Below are 25,106 nucleotides of genomic sequence, written 5' to 3' on the forward strand. Positions count from 1 at the left end.
CACGCATTTTTTGGAGCTCGTGAAGAGCTCCAGGAGCTTGCGTACAAGGCGTGTCGAACGTGGGAGATCCATGGAGAGCTGTTCGGGCTGCGCGGTGGCCGCCGCCGAGGCGCGATTCTTCTGCCGTCAGTGCGGTACCCCCGTCCAGGGCCAGGCCGCCCCGGCGCCCCAGGCGGCTCCCTCCCCTCCGCAGGCACAGCCGCCCGTCGTTCCGCCCAGGCCTCCGGCGGATCCGGTGCCCCTGCCGACGACACCGCCGGACGCGCCTTCCGTCCCCGTTCCGGCCGTTGCCGCCGTTCCGACCGTTGCCCCCGCTCCGGCCGTCGTCGCCGGGCCGCCCGCCCCCGAGGCCGCCGGGTCCCGGAGGCGCCTGTGGGCCGCGACCGGTGTCGTGGCAGCCGTGGCCGGAGCGCTCGTCGCCGGCTTCCTGCTGGGCAACGGCGGCACGGCGGGGTCCGGGCAGAGGCCGGCGCAGGACGCGCGTGCCGACGTGACCGCACCGTCAGCCGCTCCCGAGGCGAGCACGCTGCGGGACGGCGCGGACACCGCCACCGACCCCGGCACCGGGGACGACGGCACGCGCGCACCGGACGGCACCGACGACACGGAGGTGCACGCGGACAGCACGATCGAGCCCGGCTACGTCTTCTTCCCGCCGCACGCGACCTCCGACTGCGTCCTGCCCGACCAGAAGGACACCACGGGCCGGTCCTTCTCCTACGAGCCCGACAACGCCACCGACAAACTGGACGACACCGCCTGGCGGTGCGGCCGGCGGACCGGACGGCTGTCCCTGGACCTCGGCGGCGCCACGCGGCTGACCGACGTGGGACTCGTTCCCGGCTACGACAAGACCGACCCCGACGGCACGGACTGGTTTACCAAGAACCTGACCGTGACGAAGGCGCGGTGGACGTTCCTCCTGAACGGGCAGGAGGTCGCCCGGTACACCGAGGTGATCGACGAACCCGGCAAGGCGATGGCGTGGATCGGTCTGCCGTCGGCCGTGACCGCCGACAGCGCGACCCTCGACATCGTCGAGACCGGCAATCCCGACGCCTACTTCCCCTACATCGCGATCAGCGGCATCGGTCTGGCGAACGACAGCGTTGTCTGACCCCCGGCCGTCCCTCCCACCCATGACAAGGAACACCGCCACCATGACCACCCCGGCCTTCGCGGCCCAGGCAGAATCCCTCTCCAACGCCACCTACCTGGGGAACCAGCTCAAGTACAGCGACAAGGTCGACGGCAAGCTCTCCGGCGTCGTCGACCCCTCCGACCTCCAGTCCTTCCTGAAGCGCGCCCGCTGGGCCTTCATGGCGGCCGTGCTCTTCATGATTCCCGTCGCGCTCCTCCTGGTCCTGATCACCCAGAGCGTGGGTGGGGCGATCGCGGCCCTGTTCGTGCCGCTGGTGGCCTCGTTGGCGACGTTCTTCATACCCAGCCGTCAGGGCCTGTCGGAGTGGCAGCTGGTCGTCGACGGCAAGGGCGCCGCCGCGGACTCCGCCTACGGTGTGATCTACCAGGTCATCAGGACCCGGCAGCTGCCCGTCTCCGTGGTGCCCCGCCGCTTCCGTACCGCTCACGACCCCACCATCAAGAACTTCCTGGTCATCACCGACCGCGAGTACCAGGCCTACGTCTCGGTCTTCGCCTACGGCACCGGCCTCTACGTCGGCTGGTCCCTGTGGAGCAGCCGCCGCCCCATGGCGATGTTCGGCCGCTTCCTCAAGGACTCCCTCTCCAGCCCGTTCAAGGGTCAGAGCGAGTTCAAGGGGCAGCTCTCCTCGCAGCGGGCGCGGGCGCTGCGCGAGGCGGTCCACTCGGCGGTCCGTGAGGGCATCGACGCCGCCAACCACGATCTGCACGTCCCGCTGAGCCAGACCTTCGGCCACGACATCCCGGTCGAGACCGTCAACACGCCCCAGGCCGCCCCGATCGCCCCGGCGGCCCCGGCGGCCTGGCCGGGTGCGGCGCAGCCGCCCGCCCCGTTCCTCCCGCCGGCCCCGGCCTCCCCGCCCGCCTCGTGAGCAGCGGTTCCGTGCCGCCCGTCCAGGACCGGCAGGCCGCCACGGTGATCGCTCCGGCGACACCGCACGGCAACTGGGCCTGGGCGGGGCTACGGCTGACCGCCGCCCGTGATCTCACGCGCAGCCAGGAGTACGCCTCCCTTCCCGAGGATCAGCGGCTGGCCCGTGCCGTGCGGGAACAGTCGGAGTTCCTCGCGGGCCGGCTGGGCGGGCCGGCCGGCTCCGTACTGGAGCTGCGCTGGCTGTGGGACCCCGCGTCGAGCCGGCTGCACGCTCATCTGCTCACCCGGGTGTGGGGGCCGGACCCGGCGACGGCGGACGCGGCGGCCCGCGCGGAGGCGGAACGGCTCGCCCGCACCGCGCCGCACGTGGTGACCGAGCCACTGGACGGCACCGAACTGCGCACCGTGCTGGCCCCGTTCGGTGCCGCGCCGGGCGGTGCCGCCGAGATCCGCAGGCGGTTGTTCACCGAGACGCCCAACCGGCCCGACGCCGGGGTGCGGTTCTACGCCGCCACCCAGCCGTTCGCCGGCGCCTCACGGCACTGGGAGGGCCTGCTCACCGCGCTCACCGCCCACCCGCACCCGATCGCACTGAGCGTCGCCCTCACCCCGGTGGCGGTGCCGGCCTCGACGCGCACCGCCGTCGCCCACTGCGCCACCGCCTACAAACGCCTCGCCACCGACGGCGAGTTCGAGTCGGGCTCGCTCTATCACGGCAAGGTCAAGGTCACCGCCGACGCCTTCGCCGTGCGCGCCGAGCAGTTGTACGCGGACGCCGGGCTGCGCTACGTGACCAACGCGTTCCGGATGCGGTTGTCGTGCTGGTCCCCCCAGCCCTTCGACGACTCTCTGCCCTCACTGGCGGGCGAGACCTTCTCGCGTGGTGCGCCGGGGCTCTTCGACGGCCGGCTGGACCCGGCCGCCCTCGGCCCGGCCTACCGACTGGTGCGCCCCGCCGACCCGGCGCAGGCCTCCGTCTTCGCCGGCAACACCGGCTGGCTCGATTCGACCCTGTGGGGGGACGACGGCGGCTGGGCACAGGCGATGCCCCCCGCCCTCCAGCCCCTGGAATGGCTGGCCGACCTGGAGGAGGCGAGCGCGGTCTTCCGGCTGCCGCTGGCCCTGAACGGCTTCGTGCCCGGCTTCCCCGTCCGGTCCGTCGAACAGGCCACGACCCTGGCGTACGCGCCCCGGGCCCCGCACGTCGTCCTCGGACACGCGGCCGACGGCCGGACCGGGACACCGCTCGGCGTCGAACTGGACGACCTGACCCGGCACTCGCTGATCGTCGGCGGCAGCGGCTCCGGCAAGACCAACTCGACGCTGTCCCTGTGCCGTCAGCTCTGGGCCGACCACCGGATTCCGTTCACCGTCCTGGAGCCGGTCAACACCGACCACGACGACTACCGGTGGCTCGCGACCCTCCCCGGTTTCGAGGAGATGCTCGTCCTGACCGCCGGTGACGAGGAGACCGCCCCGCTGCGCATCAACCCCTTCGAGGTGCCGGCCGGCGTCCGGATCTCCACCCACGCGGGCAACCTGCTGGACTGCTTCGACGCGGCCTTCGGCCTGTGGGACCCGCTCCCCTATCTCTACCGCACGGCACTCACCGAGACCTATCGGCGCAAGGGCCTGGACGTCAACGCCACCGCACGCGGCGACGAGCAATGGCCGGTGCTGGCGGACTTCGTCGACGTCATGGAGAACGTCGCCGACGGCTACGACTACGCGGGGGAGGCACGCGCCAACATCGTGGCGGCCTCCCGGCTGCGCGCGCGGTCGCTGGCCGAAGGCGCGTGCGGGCCGGTGCTGTCGGCCCCCCGCTCCATGCCGATCGACGAACTGCTCGGCCGCCCCGTGGTGGTGGAGCTGGCCTCGCTCGGTGACTCCCAGCAGCAGGCACTGGTGATGGCGCTGCTCCTGAACGCGATGACCGAGCACTACAAGGTGCACCGGAACTCCTCGCGGCTGGCACACGTGACGCTGGTCGAGGAGGCCCACCGGCTGCTCCGCCGCCCGCAGCCGGGAGCGGGCTCGGCGAAGGAGGGCGACGCCACGGCCCGGGCGGCGGAGGCGTTCGCCAACACGCTCGCGGAGAACCGTAAGTACGGGGAGGGGCTGGTGGTGATCGAGCAGGATCCGTCCAAGCTGATCCCCGACGCGTACAAGAACACGGCGCTGAAGATCGTCCACCAGCTCAAGGCCGAGGAGGACCGGCGGCTGGTCGGCGACACCATGCTGATGAGCGACGACCAGCGTGATCACGCGGCCGTGCTGCCGATGATGTCGGCGTACGCGGCACACTCGCGCATCGACCGTCCGGTGCTGGTGGAGGTCCCCGACGTACGGGCGAAGGACGCGGAGCGGCTGGGTACCGAGCGCGCGCCGCTGGCCGACCGGGCGGAACTCGCCCGCAGGCACGCCCGGTGGGCCGAGGACTCCCCGGTCGTCGCGGAGTCGCTGCGCCCGCAGGCACCGTGCGGTTTCTGTCCGGTGGACTGCGCCCTGGAGTTCCTCGCGAAGCGGGCGGCCGGACAGGCCACGGGCTTCGTCCGGTTGATGGAGACGGGCACCGCCGAGCGGTTCGCGGTCGGCTGGTGGGAACGGCTGGCCGACTACATCGACGGGGCGGGAGAAGCCGATCGGCCACGGCACGTTCCGCCGGGCGACCCCCACTGGCGGGTGGCCGTGTTGCGGGCGGTCCACGCCGCCACGTATCCGAAGTCGTCGGCGGAGCCGGTGGCGGCGCGGCGGGCGGCCGAATGGGTCCGCCAGTTCCGCCGCTACCTCGACAGCCCGGCGGGACACGCGGCCGCCGCCAGGAAGGGGAGCTGACGTGTCGGAGCGGTCCTGGGCGGTGGAGCCGGCCGTCGAGTCGGCGGCCGAGTTCGCCGAGGCGGCCGTCGAAGAGGGGGTCGAGGCGGCCGCCGAGGCGGAGTTGCCCGAACCGATGGAGTTCGACTTCTCCGGGCACGCCGAGGCCGAGCCCGAGGCGAGGACCAAGGTGGAGGTGGACGCGGAGGCCGAGGCGGCGGTCGCGGCGGAGGCCGACGCCGAGGCGAGCGCGGCGGGGACGGAGACGGAGGCGGGTACCGAGGCGCGGGCCGAACTCGACGCGGTGACGGAGGCGGAGGCCGAGGCATCGGCCGAGTTCGAGACCGAGATCGAAGCGGAGGCCGAGATCGGGACCGAAGCGGAGGCCGGGTTCGAGACCGAGGGCGAGTCGGAGGAGGAAGCGGACGCCGAGGGCGAAGGCTCGGCGGAGGCGGACGCCGAAGCGGGGGCGGAAGCGAAGGCCGAGGCGGGGGCGGAGGCGAACGCCGAGGGCCGGGCGGTCGGAAAGGGCGACTCCGGCGGGGAACCCGAACTGCCCGACCCGTGCGCGCTGTTGAAGGGCATCGAGGTCGAGTTCGGCTTCACGGTGGACGAGAAGGGGCTGACGTTCTCGGCGGGGGTGTCGGCCGAGGTGGCCGAGGGGGTCAAGGTGGGGGTCGAGACGGAGGTGCCGCTCACCCCTCCCAAGGTGGGCTGACCGGCCCCTCCGAGATCCCGAAGGGGCCGGGCCCGCGGTGCGCGGACCCGGCCCTTGGTCCCCGGAGGACGGCCGTTCGGTTCCCTCAGGGGCGGCGGGTCAGTTGCCGTCGATACGGATGATCTTGTGGTTGCGGTCCAGTCCGACGACGAGCCGGGTGGTACGGCCGCCGCCCCAGGTCAGGGTGACCCCGATCTTCGCGTGCCCGGCGGCGCCCGTGTCCTTGACCGTCCACTTCGCCGGGATGTTCTGGGCGTGCAGGACGCCGTCCGCGTGGTTGCGGTCCTCCCACGCCGACAGCTGACGGAGGTAGTCGGACCGGACGTAGAACTTGCGGAGTTCCGTGGAGAGCCTGCCGTTGGGCGAGTCGCTGTGGGCGTCGATGTAGGCGCCGTAGAAGTCGGCGACCAGGGTCACGTTGTCCGACAGCTTGCCGGTGACCGTGCCCTGCGCGGCGGAGGCGGCGACCGTCCCCGCCGGGGTCGCCTGTGCCGACGCGGTGAGCCCGAGCGGCAGGGCCACGGCGGCGACGAGGCCGGCGACGATCGCGGTGCGGCGGACGTGCTTGCGGGCGGTCGTGGTGCGGTTCATGCGCGTGTTTCCCCGATTTCGATGAGTGCTGGATGGCGTCGCGCCGCCTGCTCTCGGCGACACCAGGAGCTTCGGCCGCCCCTGGGTCCGGGCACAACGAACGGCACCTCATCCGCAACGGTGGAACCGTCCCAGGCCGTCCGACCTCTCTTTATGGGGAGTGCCTGGGATGCCGTCCTGGGACGGGGAGCGGGGGAAGCCGGTGCCATCCGAGGACGATGTCGAGGAATTCTCGGCTCTGCTGCGGCGGTTGAAGGAGCGCTCCGACCGCAGTTACGCCGCGCTCGCCCGTCGCCTGAACATGAACGCCTCGACGCTGCACCGGTATTGCGCGGGGGAGGCGGTGCCGCTCGGGTTCGCGCCCGTGGAACGGTTCGCCGCGATGTGCGGGGCGAGTCCGGCCGAGCGGGGCGAACTCCACCGGCTGTGGATCCTCGCGGTGGCGGCCCGCCAGCGGCCCCGGACGGCTCCGGCCACCGCGCCCGCCCCCGGCCCCCCGGACCGGTCCGCCCCGCCGGGCTCGCCGGACCCGTCCGAGGGGTCCGATCCGTCCGACCGGTCCAACCTGTCCAAGCCGACCGACTTGTCCAAGCCGTCCGACCCGTCCGACCCGTCCGGGCGACCGGTCGGGCGACCGGTCGGGGACCAGCCGCCACCGCCCGGCCAGGATCCGGCCGAAGGCCTGCCGCGGGCCGACCGGAACGCGTCCGAAGTCCTGCCGCCGCAGCCCGGGCAGGGCACGCCCGCAACTCCTCCGCCGGGCAGCGCCCTCGCGTCCGCCCCCGGCGAGCGGGCCGGAGCGCCGCGCACGTCCTGGTACAGACGCCGTGTCGCCGTCGCCGCGGCGGTCGTGACCGCGCTGCTGGCCACCCTGGGCGCTCTGTCCGCCCTGCCGTCCGGGCACTCCACGAGCGATGCGGGTCACACGGGTGAGGCGGGCGACCAGGTGCCGGGCGCGCCGACCGCGAGCGCGGCCGGCACCCGGCGCGGCTCGGCGAGCCCGTCCGCGTCTCCCTCCACCCCGCACGGGCCGACGTCGGGCACCCCGGCCCCGGGCGCGTCCGGCGGCGGCGAGGCCTCCCCCGGTCCGACCGCACGCTCCTCCCCCGGGGCCGGCTCCGCCGTCACCCCCATCGCCTGGACCGTGAACTCCCAGCTCTGGGCGACCGGTTGCGATCACGACTACGTCATCGACAAGGCACCCGAGGACGTGCCACCGCCCCCGGCCCCGCAGGACGCCGCCCCCTGGGCGCGGACCCAGAACGCGGTGCACGGCGGCCAGACACTCGTGGAGCTCTCCGTGCAGGGCCGCACCGGCACGGCCGTGGTCCTGGAGGCGCTGCGGGTCCGAGTCGTCGGCCGTTCGGCCCCGCTGAAGGGGACGGACTACTTCACGGGCCAGGGCTGCGGCGGCGACCTCGCCCCCGGCTCGTTCAAGGTCGATCTGGACGTGGACCGGCCGATCGCCCACGCGGTGGCGAGCCACGACGGCCCGACCACGACTCCGGCGAGGCATCTGCCGTACCGGGTGTCCGCGACGGATCCCGAGGTGCTGACGGTCGACGCGGAGACCGAGGGCTGCGACTGCCGCTGGTTCCTGGAGCTCGACTGGTCCTCGCAGGGCCGGGCCGGCACCGTGCGGATCGACGACCACGGCCGGCCGTTCCGCACCAGCGGGATCAAGGGCCTGCCGCACTACTGGTACGCGAACGGCGGCTGGACCCGGATACCGGACTGAGCGCGCCCGCCCGAACGGCTCTACGGGCGGGGCACGTTGCGCAGGTTGGAGCGTGCCATCTGGAGCATCCGGCCGACGCCGCCGTCCAGCACGATCTTCGACGCCGAGAGCGCGAAGCCCGTCACCATGTCCGCGCTGATCTTCGGCGGGATGGAGAGCGCGTTCGGGTCGGTGACGACGTCGACGAGGGCGGGGCCCTTGTGCCGGAACGCGTCCTTGAGGGCGCCGGCGAGATGCCTGGGCTTCTCGACCCTGACGCCGAACGCCCCACAGGCGCGGGCCACCGCCGCGAAGTCGGGGTTCTTGTTGGTGGTGCCGTAGGAGGGCAGCCCGGCGACCAGCATCTCCAACTCGACCATACTCAAGGAGGAGTTGTTGAAGAGGACGACCTTCACCGGCAGGTCGTACTGCACGAGGGTGAGGAAGTCACCCATCAGCATGGAGAATCCGCCGTCGCCCGACATCGACACGACCTGGCGCCCGAGGTCGGTGAACTGGGCGCCGATCGCCATCGGCAGCGCGTTCGCCATGGACCCGTGGGAGAACGAACCGATCACCCGGCGGCTGCCGTTGGGCGAGATGTAGCGGGCAGCCCAGACGTTGCACATCCCGGTGTCGACCGTGAACACGGCGTCCTCGTCGGCGAGTTCGTCGAGCACGGAGGCGACGTACTCGGGGTGGATCGGGACGTGCCGGTCGACCTTGCGGGTGTACGCCTTGACGACCCCTTCGAGGGCGTCCGCGTGTTTCTTCAGCATTTTGTCGAGAAAGCGCCTGTTCCCCTTGGGCCGCACCCTCGGGATCAGACAGCGCAGCGTCTCCCGCACATCGCCCCACACCGCCAGATCCAGCTTCGAGCGGCGCCCCAGGTTCTCCGGCCGCACGTCGACCTGGACGATCTCGACGTCGTCGGGGAGGAAGGCGTTGTACGGGAAGTCGGTGCCCAGCAGGATCAGCAGGTCGCACTCATGGGTCGCCTCGTAGGCGGCGCCGTAGCCGAGGAGCCCGCTCATGCCGACGTCGAAGGGATTGTCGTACTGAATCCATTCCTTGCCGCGCAGCGCGTGTCCGACGGGAGACTTGATCTTCTCGGCGAACTGCATGACCTCGGCGTGCGCGCCCGCCGTGCCGCTGCCGCAGAACAGGGTGACCTTCTCCGCCCGGTCGATCATCGCGACGAGCCGGTCGATCTCGGCGTCGCCCGGCCTCACGGTCGGCCGTGAGGTCACGAGCGCGGTCTCGACCGGCTTGTCCGGGGCGGGCTCGGAGGCGATGTCGCCGGGCAGCGAGACCACGCTGACACCGGACTGGCCCACGGCGTGCTGGATGGCGGTCTGGAGCAGTCTCGGCATCTGCCGAGGGCTGGAGATGAGTTCGCTGTAGTGACTGCATTCGCGGAAGAGCTGGTCGGGATGGGTCTCCTGGAAGTAGCCGAGGCCGATCTCGCCGGAGGGGATCTGCGAGGCGAGAGCCAGGACCGGAGCCATGGAGCGGTGCGCGTCGTACAGGCCGTTGATCAGGTGGAGGTTCCCCGGACCGCAGGAGCCCGCGCAGGCCGCGAGCCTGCCCGTGATCTGGGCCTCGGCGCCCGCGGCGAACGCGGCCGTCTCCTCGTGGCGGACCTGGATCCAGTCGACGGCCGCGTTGCGCCGGATGGCGTCCACGACCGGGTTGAGGCTGTCGCCCACGACTCCGTACAGCCGCTTGACGCCGGCCCGCGCGAGGATGTCGACGAACTGCTCGGCGACGTTCTGCTTGGCCATGCCGCACCCACCTCTTCGTGATCCTCGGAGCCCTCGGGTGCGACGGGTCCCCTGGTTCCCCGGCTCATCCCTCGGTTCCATGAATTCACACGGCGCGCGGTCACGCCTCCCACACGGCGGCGGCCGTCCGGTCGTCGGCGTACCCCTTGACCCGTACCGACGCGTCCGCCAGGAACGTGGCGAGGCCGGGCGGCTCCGCCCCCGACCACCGGGTCGTCAGGTGATCGGACAGCTCGGGCTCGCCGCGCAGCGGTTCCGCGAGGCCGCCCGTGCACAGCAGGAGCGTGTCACCCGGCCGGGCTACGGAGGCGCGGAACCGGAAGGGCGCGCGCGGCGCTCTGGGGGCCGGTTCGTACGGGCTCGGTGGCGTCGTGATGCCCAGGTCCATGGTGAGGCGGTCGCCCTCGGGGGTCTCGTGGGGCGGCGACCCGAAGCCGACGACGGCCTCCCCGGTCGTGTCGGCGACCCGCGGTTCGATGTCCTGCCACTCACCGTCCCGCAGCCGGAACAGTCCGCCCGCGCCGACACCGAAGAACACCCGGGTACGGCACTGGGGGTCGGCCGGCAGCAGCAGACAGCGCAGGCCCGCGGTGTACTCCTCGGGTTCGACGCCCTGCTCGGCGGCGCTCGCGCGCAGCTTGCCGAGACTGCGGTCGGTGAGCCGGTGCAGTCCCGACTTCAGCTCGCCGCGCCGGGCGGCCCTGATGTCGTCCGCGAGCCGTTCGTGGCTGCGCCCGACGGCCTCCCCGATCCAGCGGCACGCCTCCGCCGCGGCCCGGTGGGCACCTGAGGTGGCCCGCGCGCCGGTCGCCATCGCGACCAGGACGAGCGCGGCCTCGCCCGTTCCGAACCGGGCGGTGAGGAGCGCGTCCCGGCGCGGTTCGCCCCGGTAGCGCGCGGAGTCCCCGCGGACGGACACGGCCCGCAGGGTACTCGTCCCGTACCGGGCGCCGTCCAGCACGGTGTCGGCGGCCAGGTCGCCGAGTTCGTCGGGCTCGGCGGACGGCAGCGCGGTCGGTTCCGGGTGGTAGGTGGGCGGCCCCGAGCCGACGTGACCGGCGGGCGGCGGCGGCTCGACGACGGAGAGAACCGACTCCCGGCGCTCGTCCGCGGACAGATCCTCGGGCGAAACCTCGGGCGGAGGCGTACGGAAGCCACCGGTGGTGCTCGGCAGGACGTCCGCCGGGGGTACGCCTGGGGCGGCACCCGGGGGTACGGGGGGCAGGGCGCCCGGGGGTACGGGAGGCACGGGACCCGGGGATACGGAGGACGCGGGACCTGGGGGTGCGGGGGAAGCGGCACCCGCGTGTGCGGGGAAAGCGTGCCTCGGGGGTCGTCCTGTGGGCTCGGCAACCGGGGGGCCTGCGGGGGCCGCCACGGGCTTCGGCGGAACGTCCGAGGGCGTCCTCGACGCGGGCACCCGGTCGGCGGAAGGCGCCGCGAACGGGTCTCCCCCGGCGTCCCGGGACGCGTCCGGGCCGGGCTCCTGCGCGGTGAACCCCGGCGGCTTCGGGCCGGACGGCAGAGCCCGGGGGGCGGCCCGGCCAGGCCCGGAGGGCGGCGCGGCCGACGGGGCGACCGGGGCCTGCCCGGCCGAGGGAGCGGTCGGGGCCGGACCCGAGGGCGGGAGTTCCCAGGACGGCGGCTCCCAGGGCGTGGGTTCCCACGGTGTGGGCTCCCAGGACGCGGGTTCCGACGGGGGCGCCTCGCGGCCGGGCGGACCCGTGTCCGCGCCGGGCCCTGGCACCGGGCCCCGCTCCCAGCGGCCGGGCCGGGACGCCGGCTCGTCGGACGGCGTCCCGGCGGGCGGGTTCCCGGCGGGCGGGGCGCCGTGGCGCGGGCCCGGTCCTGCGGGGTGCCGGGGCGGCTGCGGGGGCGGTTGGGTTCCCGGCTCGGGAGGCGCCGCCTCCGGCACATGGGGAGGCCGCTCAGGACGCGGCGGACCGTCGAACCCGGGTGCGCCGGGCCTCCGGGTGTCCGCGTGCCGAGGACCGGACACCGGGTCCGCTCCGGACCTCGGATCCACCCCGGACCTCGCGTCCGCCGACGCGGGCCTCCGCTCCGACCCGTTCGCCACGTCCGGCGTGAACCTCCCCGCCGACGCGGGCGGCACATCCGGCGCGGGCGGCTGATCCGACACCGGCCTCCGCTCCGACGCGGGCGGCACATCCGGCGCGGGCCTGCCCGCCGGCGCCGGGCGGGGGTCCGACACGGGCCTGCGCTCCGGCGCGGACCCCGCATCGGGCTGCGGCCTCCGTGCCGACGGGGGCCAGGCATCGGGCCCGCGGTCGCGCTTCGGCGCGGGCCGGGCGTCCGGCCCTGTCTCGGGGCCCGGGTCGAGTCCGTCCCCGAGCGTCCCGGACGCCGACGCGAACCGGTCGTCGAGGGAATCGGCCACGGTCGCGGGTCCCGTGTCCTCGGTGGAGTCGTCGTACAACTGCCGCCACCAGTCGTCCTCGTGACCGGTGGGCTTCTCCCCCTGCTGGCTCATGCTCCCGATTGTCCACCGAGACAGCCGGTTGAAAACGGGGCATCCGGAAAAACCGGCCAACGTGCGTGCCGTCGAACGACACCCGCAGGACGAACCGTCGAACAGGAATCCGCACCGGAGTGCCCGAACGCCTGACCGCCGGGCGGCACCACCCCCCACGGGAGAACCGCCCGGCGGCGCCTGGGTGACCGGGGCCCACGCCCGTCGTGGGCGGCCCCGGGTCACGGTCCGCACGACCAAGTGGCCGCCGCCGTCGGCCGGTTCGGCACGCGGGCACGGCCGCCTCCCCGCAGGCCGGATCCAACCGGAGGATCACGGACGCCGGTCGGCACCTCGGTGACGTGAGCTTGTCAGAGGGGCGGGGGGTACGGACATGATGTGCCGGGGCGGGTTTACGCCGTGGCCGGTTTCCGCCACGGTTCCGCCGCCCGGACGGAACACAGCCACGGGAGGGCATCGCCGCATGCTGGGAGCGATAGGTCTGGACGAGACCCACGAATCGGCGTACCGCGCTCTGGTGTCCGTGGGCGCCGCCGAGGTACCCGATCTCGCGCGCAGACTCACGCTCGGCGAACACGAGACGGAGCGCGCCCTGCGCCGGCTGGAGCTGAGCGGTCTGGCCGCGCAGTCCTCGGCGCGACCGGGGCGCTGGGTCGCCGCGCCGCCCGGGGTCGCCCTCGGCGCGCTGCTCACCCAGCAGCGCCACGAACTGGAGAAGGCGGAACTGGCGGCCGCGCTGCTGGCCGAGGAGTACCGGGGCGCGGCGGGCGAACCGGCCGTGCACGACCTGGTCGAGGTGGTGATCGGCGCGGCGGCGGTCTCGCAGCGCTTCCTCCAGCTCCAGCTCGGTGCCGTCGAGGAGGTGTGCGCACTGGTCACCGGTACCCCGATGGTGGTCTCCGGCACGGACAACGACGCCGAGGAACAGGCCGCGGGCCGCGGTGTCGGCTATCGGGTGGTCGTCGAGCGGGCCGTCCTCGACCAGCCCAGCGGGATCACCGAGCTGTCCGCCGCGCTCGGCCGCGACGAACAGGTGCGGGTCGTGGACCGGGTGCCGACCAAACTGGTGATCGCCGACCGGGCGCTCGCCATGGTGCCGCTCACCTCGCACACGGCGGAGCCGGCCGCGCTGGTCGTCCACGCGAGCGGACTCCTGGAACTCCTGTCGGGACTGTTCCAGTCGGTGTGGCGGGACGCGCTGCCGCTGCGGCTGGGCAGCCGGGGCGTGCTGGAGCAGGAACCGGACGGCCCGGACACCACCGACCTGGAGATCCTCTCCCTGCTGCTCGCGGGGCTGACCGACGCGAGCGTCGCCAAACAGCTCGATCTGGGCCTGCGCACGGTGCAGCGCCGGGTCAAGCACCTGATGGAGCTGACCCGTGTGACGACCCGGCTGCAACTGGGCTGGCACGCCTACGAGCGCGGCTGGGTGGCCCGGGCCTGACCGGGGCGTGCCCGGGCCCGGACCGGCTGGCGCCCGGGTCCTGACCTGCGGTCTCCGGTCCGCTCGGGCAGGCTGGGCAGATGGGAGTGTGGGAACTCCTGCTGGTCGGCGTGGTGATTCTGCTCGGCCTGGTCGGAGTACTGGTGCCCGGTCTGCCGGGTTCGTGGCTCGTCTGGGCCGCGGTGCTGTGGTGGGCGCTGAGCTGTCCGCAGAAGCTCTCCTGGTCCGTCCTGGTCGCCTCGACGGCCGTCCTCCTGCTCTCCCGGGCCATCCGCTGGATGCTGCCGCCACGACGGCTGCGCGAGAGCGGCGCCACCACCCGGATGGCGGTGTACGCGGGTGCCGGGTCGTTCCTCGGCTTCTTCTTGGTCCCGGTGGTCGGAGCCGTGCCCGGTTTCATCGGCGGGATCTACCTCGGCGAGCGGCTTCGCCTCGGCGGACACGGCCCGGCGAAGGCCTCGGTGCGGACCGCGATGCGGGCGGGCGGCTGGAGCGTGCTCACGGAACTCTTCGCCTGCCTGTTGATCATGGGCGCGTGGCTGGGAGCGGTCATCTGGGGCTAGCTGTCGTCCGAGTCCGCGGCCGAGGCCCGGGCGGTGTCAGCAGGGAGCGCAGGTCGATCGTGTCGGCCAGGGCGCGCATGCCGGCGTCGTTGAAGTGCAGGTGGTCCCCGGGGTCGTACGCGGGAAGGATCCTGCCCGGCCGGGACGGGTCGCGGACGGCGGCGTCGAGGTCCGCGACCCCGTCGAAGATCCGGTGCGTGCGGAGGGCGGTGTTGACGGCCTGCCGCACGGCTTCCCGGGCCGGTGTGTACGCGGCATGACCGCCGTACGGGGTGATCGTGCCGCCGATGACCCGGATGCCGTGGGCGTGGGCGCGGCGCACGAGCAGCCGGTAGGCGTCCTCCAGGGCCCGCGGGTCCGTCTGCTCCGGGGTTCCCTTGATGTCGTTGATGCCCTCCAGCACGATCAGGGTGCGGACGCCCGCCCGGGTGAAGACATCGGCGTCCAGCCGGGTCAGCGCGCCGGGACCCTGGCCGTCGAGAAGGAGGCGGTTCCCGGAGATGCCCGCGTTGAGGACGCCGGGCCCGCGGTGCGCGGGCCGTGCGCGCAAGCGGGCGGCGAGCAGGTCGGGCCAGCGGTGGTTGGCGCCGGAGGAGGAGCCGATGCCGTCGGTGATCGAGTCGCCCAGCGCGACGACGCTGCCGGCGGCCGCGGCGGGGCCGAGGACGTCGACGCCGGTCACGTAGTACCAGCTGCCGACGGTGCCGGTGTAGCCGGCGCCGCTCTCCTCGGCGGTCCGGTCGCCGGCGGGGGCGATGAAGCTGGTCTGGAGCGCGGAGCGGTGGTAGGTCGCCGGGCCCGGGTCGGCCGGGGTGTGCACGGAGACGAGCAGGTTGGCGTCGGCGGGGACGGACAGCGCGACGGGGTCGCTGACCACGTCATGGCCGGCGGGAACGGTGACCGACCCGGCTCCCGCGAAGGTGAGCGCGCGTACGGAACCGGTGAGGGCCCGGGGGCTCCCCTCCGCGTCCGGGCGCTGCAACGCCAGCGTCACGGAGCCGAGCCGGAGCGGTCCTGTGCCGAGGCGGTTGGAGAGGCGGACGCGCGCGGCCCGGCCGCCGACGCTGGTGTGGACGACGTTGCGGATCGAGGCGCCGGGCAGCGCGGGCACCGTACCGGAGGCCGCGGCCTCCCAGGTCCCGGTCCAGGCCCCCGCCCGAGCTCGCGTCCCGGCAGCCGCCCGAGCTTGTGTCCGGGCCCCCGCCCGATCTCGCGCCCCGGCAGTCGCCCGGGCTTCCGCCCCCGCAACCGCCCGGGTCCGGACCGGTTGCGTGCCGATCCGGCCGGAGACGGACCGCGCTTCGGCGGTGGCCCCCGTCGAGGTGAGGACCAGGGCGGTCGCCAGAGGGACGAGAAGACGCCGGAACATGATCGCGCGGGACATGGGGCGATCGGTTCCCCACCCGCACCCGACCTCATCACATGGTCACACTGTCGGACGCGCCCGAACGGGACAGCAGGCAGCCCCGGGGGACGGCTCTCCTCCTTCGGTCCTAGGACCGGAACCCGATGCGCCGGGCGGTGGCGGCGTACTTAACTGCTGTCATGACCGAATTCAGTGAGGCCGAGCGCGCGTATCTGAGGTCGCAGCGGCTGGGACGGCTGGCCACCGTCGACCCTCTAGGGCAGCCGCAGGCCAACCCCGTCGGCTTCTTCCCCCAGGACGACGGGACGATCCTGATCGGCGGCTACTCGATGGGCACCACGAAGAAATGGCGCAACCTCCGGAAGAACCCGAAGGTCGCGCTCGTCGTCGACGACATCGTCAGCGTCCAGCCGTGGAAGGTCCGCGGCGTCGACATCCGCGGAGAGGCGGAACTCCTCACCGGCGCGCATGACTTGGGCCCGCACTTCAGCGAGGAGCTGATCCGGATCCATCCCCGGCGGATTCACAGTTGGGGCCTGGAGGACTGAACTCCCCCGCCGCCGCCCGGAGATGACGGACGGCGTAGGAGCGCCACGGCCTCCAGGTGTCCGGGGCGTCCACGCCAGGCGGTGCCACGTCCGGGTCGCCCAGGGCCCGGGTGAGAATCACGGCGACGGTGTCCTCGCCCAGGCCGGGCAGCGCCAGGAGCGCCGTCCTGGCCTCCTCGCGGTCCGCCCCGGGGTCCAGTCGCAGGGTGCCGTCGGCGAGGGCCGCGGCCAGCGCGCCCAGCGGGCCGCCGGGCTCCGCCTCCGCGAGCACGGCGGCCTCGGGAAAGAGATGGGTGAGCGTCCCTGACCCGGCGTCCAGCGTCTTCCCGTACCGCAGCACCAGCCGCTCCGCCTCCGCCGCCCCGACCAGCGCCCGTACCGCCAGTTCGTCGGGATCGGCGGCGCCCGGCGACCGCAGGCCAGGACGCGCGGCGACCAGCGGCTCCAGCCGGGCGTCCGCTCCCAGGCGCTCGTCGACGGCGTAGGGATCGGCGTCGAGGTCGAAGAGCCGTCGCAGCCGCTGTACGGCGGTGGTGAGGTCCCGGAGATCGGTGAGGTGCAGCCGGGCGTCCAGCCAGCCGCCGGGGTGGGCGGCGTCGCCGGGGCCCGGTGCCCGCCCGGTGCGGCCCGTCCCGCTCGCGCGCAGGCGGCCCGCGCCGGCGACCGGCCGCTCCTGGACGGCCACGATTCCCGTGCCGTACGGCAGCCGGAGCGTCCTGCGGTAGGTGCGCCGGCCGCGGACGCCTTCGACGGCCTCGACGCCGGGGACCGCTTCCGCGGCCAGCAGGTCGAAGACGGCGGTGGACTGGTAGGGGCCCCGGTACGCGAGCCGCAGCGGGACCCCGGCGGCGGCGGTCGCCGCGCTCCGGGCTGCCGGGCCGGTGCGCGGCGCCGCGGTCCGCACCTGGCTCGGCGTCGAGGCGTAGACCGTACGGATCGTGTCGTTGAACTGGCGCACGCTGGCGAACCCGGCCGCGAACGCGATCTGTGTGACGGGGAGTTCGGTGGTCTGGAGGAGTATCCGCGCGGTGTGCGCCCGCTGGGCCCTGGCGAGCGCGACCGGGCCCGCGCCGACCTCCGCCGTGAGCTGCCGCTGCACCTGACGGGTGCTGTACCCGAGCCGCGCGGCGAGGCCTCCGACGCCCTCGCGGTCCACCACTCCGTCGCCGATCAGGCGCATGGCGCGGCCGACGACGTCGGCGCGTACGTTCCAGGCGGCCGAGCCCGGCACCGCGTCCGGACGGCATCTGCGGCAGGCCCGGAACCCCGAGCCCTGCGCCGCGGCGGCCGTCGGGTAGAACCGCACGTTGTGCCGCTTGGGCGTCACCGCGGGACAGCTGGGACGGCAGTAGATCCCGGTCGTGCGCACCGCGAAGAAGAACTCCCCGTCGAACCGGGCGTCCCGGCTCCGGACGGCCTCGTACCTGGTGTCCTCGTCGTTCACCCTTCCAGTGTGGCCCCGCCCGCGCACCGGGGCTGGCGGAAATCGGACACCGCGCCCGCGAGCGGGGCGGAGCCCGGTGCCCGTACCGCCACACAGCGCGGCGGTACGGGCGGAGCCGGGTTCCGGCGGGCCGGGGTGAAGGCCGCGGAGGCCCGGGTCGCGCACCCCGGGTCCTCCGCCCCCGCCGCGTCCACTCCCGCGTCCTCCACCCCGTGCCGGGGCTACCAGCGGCCGCGCTTGGCCTCCATGGCGGCGCGGCCCTCCGCCCCCTTGCGCTTCCAGTCACGGCGGATCTCCGCCCGCACCCGCGCGTCCGTCTTGGCGACGATCCGCTGGTTCTCGCGGAGCAGCTTGCGGTAGCTCTCCAGCCGCCGCTCCGGCAGGTCGCCGGAGTCGAGGGCCGCCAGCACCGCGCACCCGGGCTCGGCGACATGGGCGCAGTCCTGGAAGCGGCAGTCGGCGGCGAACCCCTCGATCTCGGCGAACACCTGTCCGACCCCGCTCTCGGCGTCCCAGAGTCCGACTCCGCGCAGCCCCGGGGTGTCGATGAGGACACCTCCGCCCGGGAGCACGAGCAGATTGCGGGTCGTGGTGGTGTGCCGCCCCTTGCCGTCCATGTCACGGGTCGCCCGGACGTCCATGACGTCCTCGCCCAGCAACGCGTTGGCCAGGGTCGACTTGCCCGCGCCCGACTGCCCGAGCAGCACGGCCGTACCACCGGCGAGCACGGCTTCCAGGACGTCGAGCCCTTCTCCGGTCGCGGAGCTGACGGCGAGCACGGGAACCCCGGGCGCGCTGGTCTCCACGTCCTGGACCAGGTGCGCGAGGGTCGCGGCCTGCGGAACCAGGTCGGCCTTGCTGAGGACGACCACGGGCTGCGCGCCGGACTCCCAGGCCAGCGCGAGGAAGCGCTCGACGCGGCCCAGGTCGAGTTCGACGGCGAGCGAGACGGCCACGACGGCGTGGTCGACGTTGGCCGCGAGGATCTGCCCCTCGGACCGCTTGGAGGAGGTGGAACGCACGAAGGCGGTGCGGCGCGGCAGATACGCCTTCACATAGCGCGGGGTGCCGGCCGGCTCGACGGCGACCCAGTCACCGGTGCACACGACGCGCAGCGGATCGTGCGGGGTCACGAAGGCCGTGTCGGCGCGGATGACGCCGTCGGCGGTGGCGACGTCGCACTGGCCGCGGTCCACACGGATCACGCGTCCGGCGACGAACCCTTCGGCGCCGTAGGGAGCGAACGCGTCCGCCCAGGCGTCGTCCCAGCCGTACGGAACGAGCGGGGACAGCCCGAGGGAGGCGGACGGGGTCGAGAAAGCGGAGCTGGAAGTCAAGGGAGACCCTTCACAAGGGCGGCCCCGGCGACGCGCACTGCGGCGCGAAGAAAGAGGAAGGTCAGCCGGCGGCCACGGAGGTGGACTTGATGAACTTCTGGATGCGGGCAGCGCCCATCGCAACGACAGCCATCGGTCACACCTCCTGGTCCTGCTCAGCCTGCGACGACGGCCGGACGGCCACCATCGGTACGTGCGGAAGCCTAGCGTCGCCCCGTCGCGGGACGCCAATGTTTTTCTCGGAGGCCGGTCGTCGCGCCGCCGGTTCCGCGGCTTGCGGGGCCGAGCGCCGGTCCCGGTGCGCCGGGGATCCCCGGACGGCGCGGTGAGTCGTCGGGCCCGCGCACGCCGGTCAATGAGCCGTCGTGCAGCGGCCGCCGTTGAGGGTGAAGGTGTCCGGGGACCTGTTCCCGTCGTGGCGGCTGCCGAGGAAGCCGACGGTGAAGGAACCGCCCGCGGCGACCGACCTGTTGTACTCCTCGGCCGTCGCGGTCACGTGGGAGCCGCTCTGGGCGACGGTGCCGTCCCACATCTGCGTGACCCGCTGACCGTCGTCGAAGCTCCAGCCGATCTGCCAGGAGTCGAGGGCCTTGACGGAGGTGACGGTCACGGTGGCCTGGAAGCCGTCCGTCCACTCGTCGACGAGGTCGTACGTCACCGCGCAGTACGCGGGGCCCTTCGTGGAGCCGCCGGACGGTTTCGTGGAGCCTTCGGATCCCGGGGTCGCGGTACGCGTGGCGTGGGCCGGGGACGAGGTCGTCCCCTGAGGCTCGGGGTCGGACTTCAAGCCGGTTTTGGGGTCCACGGGGTCGGACGAGACGAGCGAGCCCTCGGCGCGTCGCGTCGCCGGCGGGGACGAGACGGCCGGGTCGGCCACCGGCCTGCCGTCGGCCGTCTCGCCGCGCGCGGAGACGGCCCCGTCCTTCCCGGCACCGAAGGGCATCAGGGAGACGGTGAGGGCGAGGCCGGAGACGATCACGGCGGCGACCAGCAGTCCGGTGCGGCCGATCCGGGGCGCGGCCTCCCTGATCTCGGCGAGACCGGTGTCCACGGCCGCGTCCGTACGTCCGCCCGCGAGCCCCGCCTCGGCGGCGCGGCGTCTGCGTTCCAGATAGGCGAGGCCGCCCCAGCCGATCACGCCGCCCGCGAGCGCGGACGGCAGCCCGCCGCCGTGCAGCCGCAGACAGGCCGCGGCCTCCGCGCACTCCACGCACCGGGCGAGGTGCTGCGAGAGGTCCTCGGGCGTCTCGGCGCTCGGCGAGCGGGTGACCGCGTCGAGGAGCCGGGCATAGCTGCGGCAGTCGGCGTCCATCGGCGTGTCGAGGTGGTTGCGGTGGCACCGGTCCCTGAACAGCGCCCGCACCTGGCCGAGTTCCTCGGCGGCGGCCACCGGGTCGAGGCCGAGCCGCCTGGCCACCGCTGGAAGCGGCAGCGCCTCCACCTCGACCAGCCACAGCAGGGCCGCGTCGGGTTCCTGAAGGTCCCTCAGACCGCGCAGCGCGACCGGACGGTGCAGCGGCGGTCCGGTGTAGCGGGCGGCCTTCTCGGAGTTGAGCCACAGTCTGAGGTCCGGGTCCAGCCGGTGTCCCTGGCCGTGCGCCTCCCAGGCGGCGGCGGTGGTCCGAACCGCGTTCAGCAGCAGGGGAATCCGGGGCAGCCGGGGGTTCCTGCGTCCGGTGGTCTTCGTGCGGTCCGTGGCCGAGCGCGCCTCGTGGATGCCGTGGGTGAACGCCTCGGTGGCCAGTTGGGTGGCCGCGGCGGATCCGGACGTGCACAGATCGGCGTACGACAGGACCGCGTCCCAGCATTCCGAGAACAGCGCGGCCTCGGCGGCGTCCTGGGGGGTCGGCAGGTCGGGCATGGGGGCTCCTGCATCCGGCGTCCATGTGCACGTCACACGACGCCCAACTCGCCTGGCTTCAGCGGGAGTTGGGGTCCGTCTCGACAACGGGCCAGAGCCTTTCACGCGATCGACACAACTGACAAGCGACGTAGTCACATCATGCGTTCGCGCGATCACAGGATCGGCCGGCGGACTCCGTTCGGCCATCTGTGGGGCTCCGGTGGCCAGAGTGTCGTACGGAACGCCGGCCCGAGGGGAACCGATCACCGCCACCTTCACAGGACCCGCCCTTCCCGGGCCGCCGCGCTCCCCCGCCGCGTGGGTCACACGGGGGAGGCGGGCTCCTGCGCGGGCAGGCTGTCCATGAAGGAGCTGACGGAGAAGACCGCGCGGCCGGGACCGGGCTCGCCGTATCCGGGCGGCGACTGGAGCCCGAAGTCGTCCATCGTGGCGCGGTAGGCCTCCAGCAGGCGGATGTGGTACTCCAGCGGCGCGCCGTTCGGGTTGGCCTTGCCCAGCGGGGTGGTCGGCTCGGGGCACCAGGTGGTGAAGCGGGGCGTGATGCCCTGTGACATGAAGAACCGCAGGCCCTCGGTCGTCGAGGCGATCGCCTCGTCGACGCTGGTGAAGCCGAAGGGCTCGGCCATCTCCACGCCCGCGACGAAGTTCGGGATCACATTGCGGGCGCCGAAGATCTCGGCGGAGTCCAGGATGCGCTTGTGCCACTCGTCCCGGCCGACGTAGCGCTCCTTGCCGGGGCAGTACATCTTGAACAGATACTCGTCCCACACCTCGTAGTTGGGGTGGTAGATCTGCACGCCGTAGTCCTTGAACCGCTGTACGTCGTCGCGGGGCAGCGCCTGGGCGACCACCTTGCCGATCCAGCGCCCGGGGAACCTCTCCTCGATGGCCTTGGCGTAGTGGCCGTAGAAGTCGGCCTCGTCGCGTCCGGCGACCGTCTTGGTGATCGCGCCGCCGGTGAGGGTGTAGGCCGTCGACGCCTTGGCGGTGTCGTACCGGTCGATGATCTCCAGCGCCTCCAGGACCTCCTCGACGTCCTTGACCCCGGTGTAGGGACGGCCCGCCGCCTTGTGCTGGCGCCAGTTGTGGTTGATGTCGCAGTACTGGCACTCCTCCTTGGCGCCGAAGTACTGGCAGACGCGGAAGACGGTGAGGTAGATGAGATAGCCCCACTGGATCGTCGGGGCCACCTCCATCACGGACTTCCCGTTGGAGAGCTTGTGCCGGTAGTACTCGGGCATCGGCGGCACGCCGACGTCGGAGATCCGCTTCCCGTCGAGGTACAGGCCGAGGACGCCCTCGTCGTCGGCGGCGACGCGGTACGGCGAGGCGGGATTGACCCGCACGGAGACGACGGTGCGCCGCAGGCCGTACGGACCGCCGGTGAGGATGATCTCCTCCGGCGGGCGACGGAGCGCCGCCTCGCCCAGCTCGGGCAGGGTGCCGTGGTCGAAGGAGAAGATGAAGTACGACTTCGGCTTGACCTCGCCGCTCTCGTTGTCGCTGAGGGCGGACGCGTCGAAGGCCACGCCCCCGCGGAGCAGGTCCTCCTTGATGACGGCTTCCCTCGGCACATGCGGGAACCGCTCCATCAGATCCTCGACCAGCGCGGTGCGGCTGCCCATTCCGTTCTCCTCGCTCCCGACCTGCTTCGTCTGTCGTGTTCGACTCCTCACGGTATGCCCCCGCCCGGACATCGGCCGTGCCGGGTCCCCCGTGCGCCGCGAGGCGGCCAGGAAGGCGGCTGGTCCGGCGGGTCCGGAAGGCGCTGGTGCGGCGGTCCGGAAAGCGGCTGGTCAAGCGGCCCGTTCCAGGTCCTTCAGACCGATCCGGAATGCGGGCGGCTTCCCGGACAGCAGGCGTTCCGCCTCGGACAGCACGGTCAGGCCGAGCCGGGCGAGTTCGTTGCCCTGCGAACCGGCCAGGTGGGGTGTGAGGAAGGCGTTCGGGAGGTCGTACAGCGGAGAGTCGGCGGGGAGCGGCTCGGGGTCGGTGACGTCGAGGATCGCGCTGACGCGCCCCGCGCGCAGGGCCTCGACCAGGGCGTCGTGGTCGACCAGGGAGCCGCGCGCGGTGTTGACGAGCACCGATCCGGACGGCATCAGGGCGAGTTCGCGGCGGCCGATCAGGTGCCGGGTCTCGGGGGTCTGCGGGGCGTGGACCGTGACGATGTCGCTGCCGGCGAGCAGCGCGTCCAGCGGCAGCAGGGGCACCCCGAGGGCGGCCGCCCCGGCCTCGTCGACGTACGGGTCGGCAAGGCTCACGGCCAAATCGAAGGGGCGGAGCAGTTCGATGAGGCGCCGGCCGATACGGGAGGCGCCCACGACACCGACCCGGCGCCCGAGGTTGCCGGTGCCGGAGAGCGTCGCATCGTCAGGGAACGCCCGTTCGGCGCGCAGACGTTCCCGGTGGGCGAAGACGTCCTTGCCCGCGAGCAGGATCATGGCGAGCGTGTACTCGGCGACGGGCAGCGCGTTCGCGGCGGCGGCCGAGCAGACGACGATCCCGCGTTCCCACACCGCCGGTGTCGCGAAGCCCTTCACTGAGCCGGCGGCGTGCAGGACGGCCCGCAGTCGCGGGGCGGCGTCGAGCGTGTCGGCGTCGAGCACGGGGCAGCCCCAGCCGGTGATCAGGATCTCGGTGCCGGCGAGCCGGGCCCGTACCCGCGGGTCGGTGAAGTCGCACGCCACCGCGGAGGGGTCGATGTCGACCAGTTCGCGCAGCCGGGCGAGGGTGTCCTGAGGGAAGATCCGCGGCACGTTCTCGGCGGCCATGGCGAACATCGCCACGGGTCGCTCGGACGGCATCGCCGCAGGGCGCTCGGGCAAGGGGGTGGCCTTCCGGTTCGGTGACGCCGAGGACAGCAACCGCTCTCTACGGTAGATCGCGCCACGTGAGAGGGTCAACGGACCGGTCTGCCACCGTGGCGGACCGACGGGGTAGGTTCGCCCGGTGGTCCTTGCATGGGCCACGTACAGCGACTCCCGGGGAGGGACGACAGGGATGACTCGGACCCTGACCAACTGGGCCGGCAACATCACGTACACGGCCAAGGAGCTGCACCGGCCCTCCTCGCTCGACGCGCTGCGCGCTCTGGTGGCCGACAGCTCCCGGGTCCGGGTGCTGGGCAGCGGGCACTCGTTCAACGAGCTCGCCGAACCGGGCGCCGACGGTGTCCTGCTGTCGCTGACCGGGCTGCCGCCCTCGGTGGACGTCGACACGACGGCCCGTACGGTACGGGTCTCGGGCGGTGTCCGGTACGCCGAACTCGCCCGCGAGGTGCACGGGCACGGACTCGCGCTGCACAACATGGCCTCGCTCCCGCACATCTCCGTCGCGGGGTCGGTCGCCACCGGCACCCATGGGTCCGGGGTCACGAACGGGTCCCTCGCCGCCGCGGTCCGCGAGGTCGAACTGATCACGGCGGACGGCTCGTCCGTGGTCGTCGGCCGGGGCGATGAGCGGTTCGGCGGCGCCGTGACGGCGCTGGGCGCGCTCGGCGTGGTCACCGCGCTCACGCTCGACCTCGAACCGGACTTCGGGGTGAGCCAGCAGGTGTTCACCGAACTCCCCCTGGAGGGGCTCGACTTCGAGACGGTCGCGGCGGCCGCGTACAGCGTGAGCCTGTTCACGGACTGGAGGCGCCCCGGCTTCCGGCAGGTGTGGCTCAAACGGCGCACGGACCGGCCGTCGACCGACTTCCCGTGGGCGGCGCCCGCCACCGAGGCTCTGCATCCGGTGCCGGGCATGCCCGCCCGCAACTGCACCGAGCAACTCGGGGTCCCCGGGCCCTGGCACGAGCGACTGCCGCATTTCCGGGCCGAGTTCACCCCGAGCAGCGGCTCCGAGCTCCAGTCGGAGTATCTGCTGGCGCGTTCGGACGCCATGGCGGCGCTGCACGCCCTGGACGCGATCCGGGAGACGATCGCGCCGGTGCTCCAGATCTGCGAGGTGCGGACCGTGGCCGCCGACGAGCAGTGGCTGAGCCCGGCGTACGGCCGGGACACGGTGGCGCTGCACTTCACCTGGATCGAGGACACGGAGGCGGTACTGCCTGTGGTGCGGCGGGTCGAGCGCGCGCTGGACCCGTTCGGACCGCGGCCGCACTGGGGCAAGGTCTTCACCGTGCCGCCCGCGGTGCTGCGTGAAAGGTCGCCCCGGCTGGCCGAGTTCAGGGCGCTGGTGGGCGAACTCGACCCGGCCGGCACGTTCACCAACGCGTTCGTGCGGGACTTTCTCCACCCGCGCGACTGACCCTTCCTCCACCCCCTTGTCGCGTGTTCCGGGCCGACCCTAGCCTTGGTCGTCACGGGGGCCGGCGGGCCCCGGGAACCGTTGCCGCGTGAGGTGCGCGGGGCCGTCGACCGGCACCCCGGGCAGCGCCCGTCCT

The 25,106-nt window shown here is 73.4% G+C and carries 18 protein-coding genes; 9 read left to right on the top strand and 9 right to left on the bottom strand.

Annotation, left to right across the window (positions count from 1 at the left end; genetic code table 11):
• The first annotated feature begins 70 nt into the window (after window positions 1–70).
• Genes ACZ4AA_RS14095 through ACZ4AA_RS14110 form a run of 4 tightly spaced genes read left to right on the top strand, consistent with a single transcriptional unit; the run spans window position 71 to window position 5,567 of the window.
• On the top strand, window positions 71–1,117 hold the full coding sequence (locus ACZ4AA_RS14095; protein ID WP_467600706.1) for a hypothetical protein: 1,047 nt from the start codon (window positions 71–73) through the stop codon (window positions 1,115–1,117).
• Window positions 1,118–1,160: 43 nt separating this feature from the next.
• Window positions 1,161–2,033 carry a hypothetical protein gene (locus ACZ4AA_RS14100; protein WP_467600709.1) on the top strand — a complete coding sequence of 291 codons (873 nt, stop codon included), beginning with the start codon at window positions 1,161–1,163 and terminating at the stop codon, window positions 2,031–2,033.
• A complete protein-coding gene (locus tag ACZ4AA_RS14105; protein WP_467600712.1) occupies window positions 2,030–4,870 on the top strand; it encodes an ATP-binding protein in 2,841 nt (946 codons plus the stop codon). The genes ACZ4AA_RS14100 and ACZ4AA_RS14105 overlap by 4 nt, the downstream gene beginning before the upstream one ends.
• Before the next feature lies 1 nt (window position 4,871).
• Entirely contained in the window at window positions 4,872–5,567 is a 696-nt protein-coding gene (locus tag ACZ4AA_RS14110; RefSeq protein ID WP_467600715.1) for a hypothetical protein, read from the top strand.
• A gap of 99 nt (window positions 5,568–5,666) precedes the next feature.
• Here the strand turns inward: ACZ4AA_RS14110 and ACZ4AA_RS14115 are convergent, their stop codons facing one another.
• Entirely contained in the window at window positions 5,667–6,158 is a 492-nt protein-coding gene (locus ACZ4AA_RS14115; RefSeq protein ID WP_467600718.1) for a hypothetical protein, read from the bottom strand.
• A gap of 169 nt (window positions 6,159–6,327) precedes the next feature.
• Here ACZ4AA_RS14115 and ACZ4AA_RS14120 point away from each other — a divergent pair, with 169 nt between their 5' ends.
• Window positions 6,328–7,896, top strand: coding sequence for a helix-turn-helix domain-containing protein (locus ACZ4AA_RS14120; RefSeq protein ID WP_467600721.1), 1,569 nt, complete (start codon window positions 6,328–6,330; stop codon window positions 7,894–7,896).
• Window positions 7,897–7,916: 20 nt separating this feature from the next.
• On the opposite strand, the gene ACZ4AA_RS14125 is transcribed toward ACZ4AA_RS14120, so the two are convergent.
• Window positions 7,917–9,659 carry a pyruvate dehydrogenase gene (locus ACZ4AA_RS14125; protein WP_467600724.1) on the bottom strand — a complete coding sequence of 581 codons (1,743 nt, stop codon included), beginning with the start codon at window positions 9,657–9,659 and terminating at the stop codon, window positions 7,917–7,919.
• 100 nt (window positions 9,660–9,759) lie between these two features.
• Window positions 9,760–10,908: a protein phosphatase 2C domain-containing protein gene (locus tag ACZ4AA_RS14130; protein WP_467600727.1), complete on the bottom strand. Its 1,149-nt coding sequence runs from the start codon at window positions 10,906–10,908 to the stop codon at window positions 9,760–9,762.
• A gap of 1,705 nt (window positions 10,909–12,613) precedes the next feature.
• On the opposite strand from ACZ4AA_RS14130, the gene ACZ4AA_RS14135 reads away from it, so the two are divergent.
• Window positions 12,614–13,594 carry a helix-turn-helix transcriptional regulator gene (locus ACZ4AA_RS14135; RefSeq protein WP_467600730.1) on the top strand — a complete coding sequence of 327 codons (981 nt, stop codon included), beginning with the start codon at window positions 12,614–12,616 and terminating at the stop codon, window positions 13,592–13,594.
• A gap of 80 nt (window positions 13,595–13,674) precedes the next feature.
• Complete coding sequence (locus ACZ4AA_RS14140; RefSeq protein WP_467600733.1) at window positions 13,675–14,157, top strand: DUF456 domain-containing protein; 483 nt, start codon at window positions 13,675–13,677, stop codon at window positions 14,155–14,157.
• Here ACZ4AA_RS14140 and ACZ4AA_RS14145 read toward each other — a convergent pair.
• Window positions 14,144–15,541 (bottom strand): SGNH/GDSL hydrolase family protein, encoded by a 1,398-nt coding sequence (locus ACZ4AA_RS14145; protein ID WP_467600736.1) that lies wholly within the window; start codon window positions 15,539–15,541, stop codon window positions 14,144–14,146. The two genes, ACZ4AA_RS14140 and ACZ4AA_RS14145, sit on opposite strands and share 14 nt — an antisense overlap.
• Before the next feature lie 161 nt (window positions 15,542–15,702).
• Between ACZ4AA_RS14145 and ACZ4AA_RS14150 the strand changes: the two genes are divergently transcribed.
• The gene (locus tag ACZ4AA_RS14150; RefSeq protein ID WP_467600739.1) at window positions 15,703–16,071 is read left to right on the top strand and encodes a PPOX class F420-dependent oxidoreductase; all 369 of its coding nucleotides are present in this window, start codon (window positions 15,703–15,705) and stop codon (window positions 16,069–16,071) included.
• Here ACZ4AA_RS14150 and ACZ4AA_RS14155 read toward each other — a convergent pair.
• From ACZ4AA_RS14155 to ACZ4AA_RS14175, 5 genes are all read right to left on the bottom strand, one after another.
• Window positions 16,010–17,515, bottom strand: a complete 1,506-nt coding sequence (locus tag ACZ4AA_RS14155) for a DNA-3-methyladenine glycosylase 2 family protein (RefSeq protein WP_467600742.1) — start codon at window positions 17,513–17,515, stop codon at window positions 16,010–16,012. The genes ACZ4AA_RS14150 and ACZ4AA_RS14155 overlap by 62 nt on opposite strands.
• A 221-nt stretch (window positions 17,516–17,736) precedes the next feature.
• Window positions 17,737–18,852 (bottom strand): ribosome small subunit-dependent GTPase A, encoded by a 1,116-nt coding sequence (gene rsgA, locus ACZ4AA_RS14160; protein WP_467600745.1) that lies wholly within the window; start codon window positions 18,850–18,852, stop codon window positions 17,737–17,739.
• A 352-nt stretch (window positions 18,853–19,204) separates the two neighbouring features.
• Window positions 19,205–20,713, bottom strand: a complete 1,509-nt coding sequence (locus ACZ4AA_RS14165; protein WP_467600748.1) for a cellulose binding domain-containing protein — start codon at window positions 20,711–20,713, stop codon at window positions 19,205–19,207.
• A gap of 305 nt (window positions 20,714–21,018) precedes the next feature.
• Window positions 21,019–22,341, bottom strand: coding sequence for a radical SAM protein (locus ACZ4AA_RS14170; protein ID WP_467600751.1), 1,323 nt, complete (start codon window positions 22,339–22,341; stop codon window positions 21,019–21,021).
• Between the two features lie 171 nt (window positions 22,342–22,512).
• Window positions 22,513–23,523, bottom strand: coding sequence for a hydroxyacid dehydrogenase (locus ACZ4AA_RS14175; RefSeq protein ID WP_467600754.1), 1,011 nt, complete (start codon window positions 23,521–23,523; stop codon window positions 22,513–22,515).
• A 196-nt stretch (window positions 23,524–23,719) separates the two neighbouring features.
• On the opposite strand from ACZ4AA_RS14175, the gene ACZ4AA_RS14180 reads away from it, so the two are divergent.
• The gene (locus tag ACZ4AA_RS14180; RefSeq protein WP_467600757.1) at window positions 23,720–24,970 is read left to right on the top strand and encodes an FAD-binding protein; all 1,251 of its coding nucleotides are present in this window, start codon (window positions 23,720–23,722) and stop codon (window positions 24,968–24,970) included.
• The last annotated feature ends 136 nt before the right edge of the window (window positions 24,971–25,106 follow it).

Source organism: Streptomyces sp. NPDC024698 (assembly GCF_055559015.1).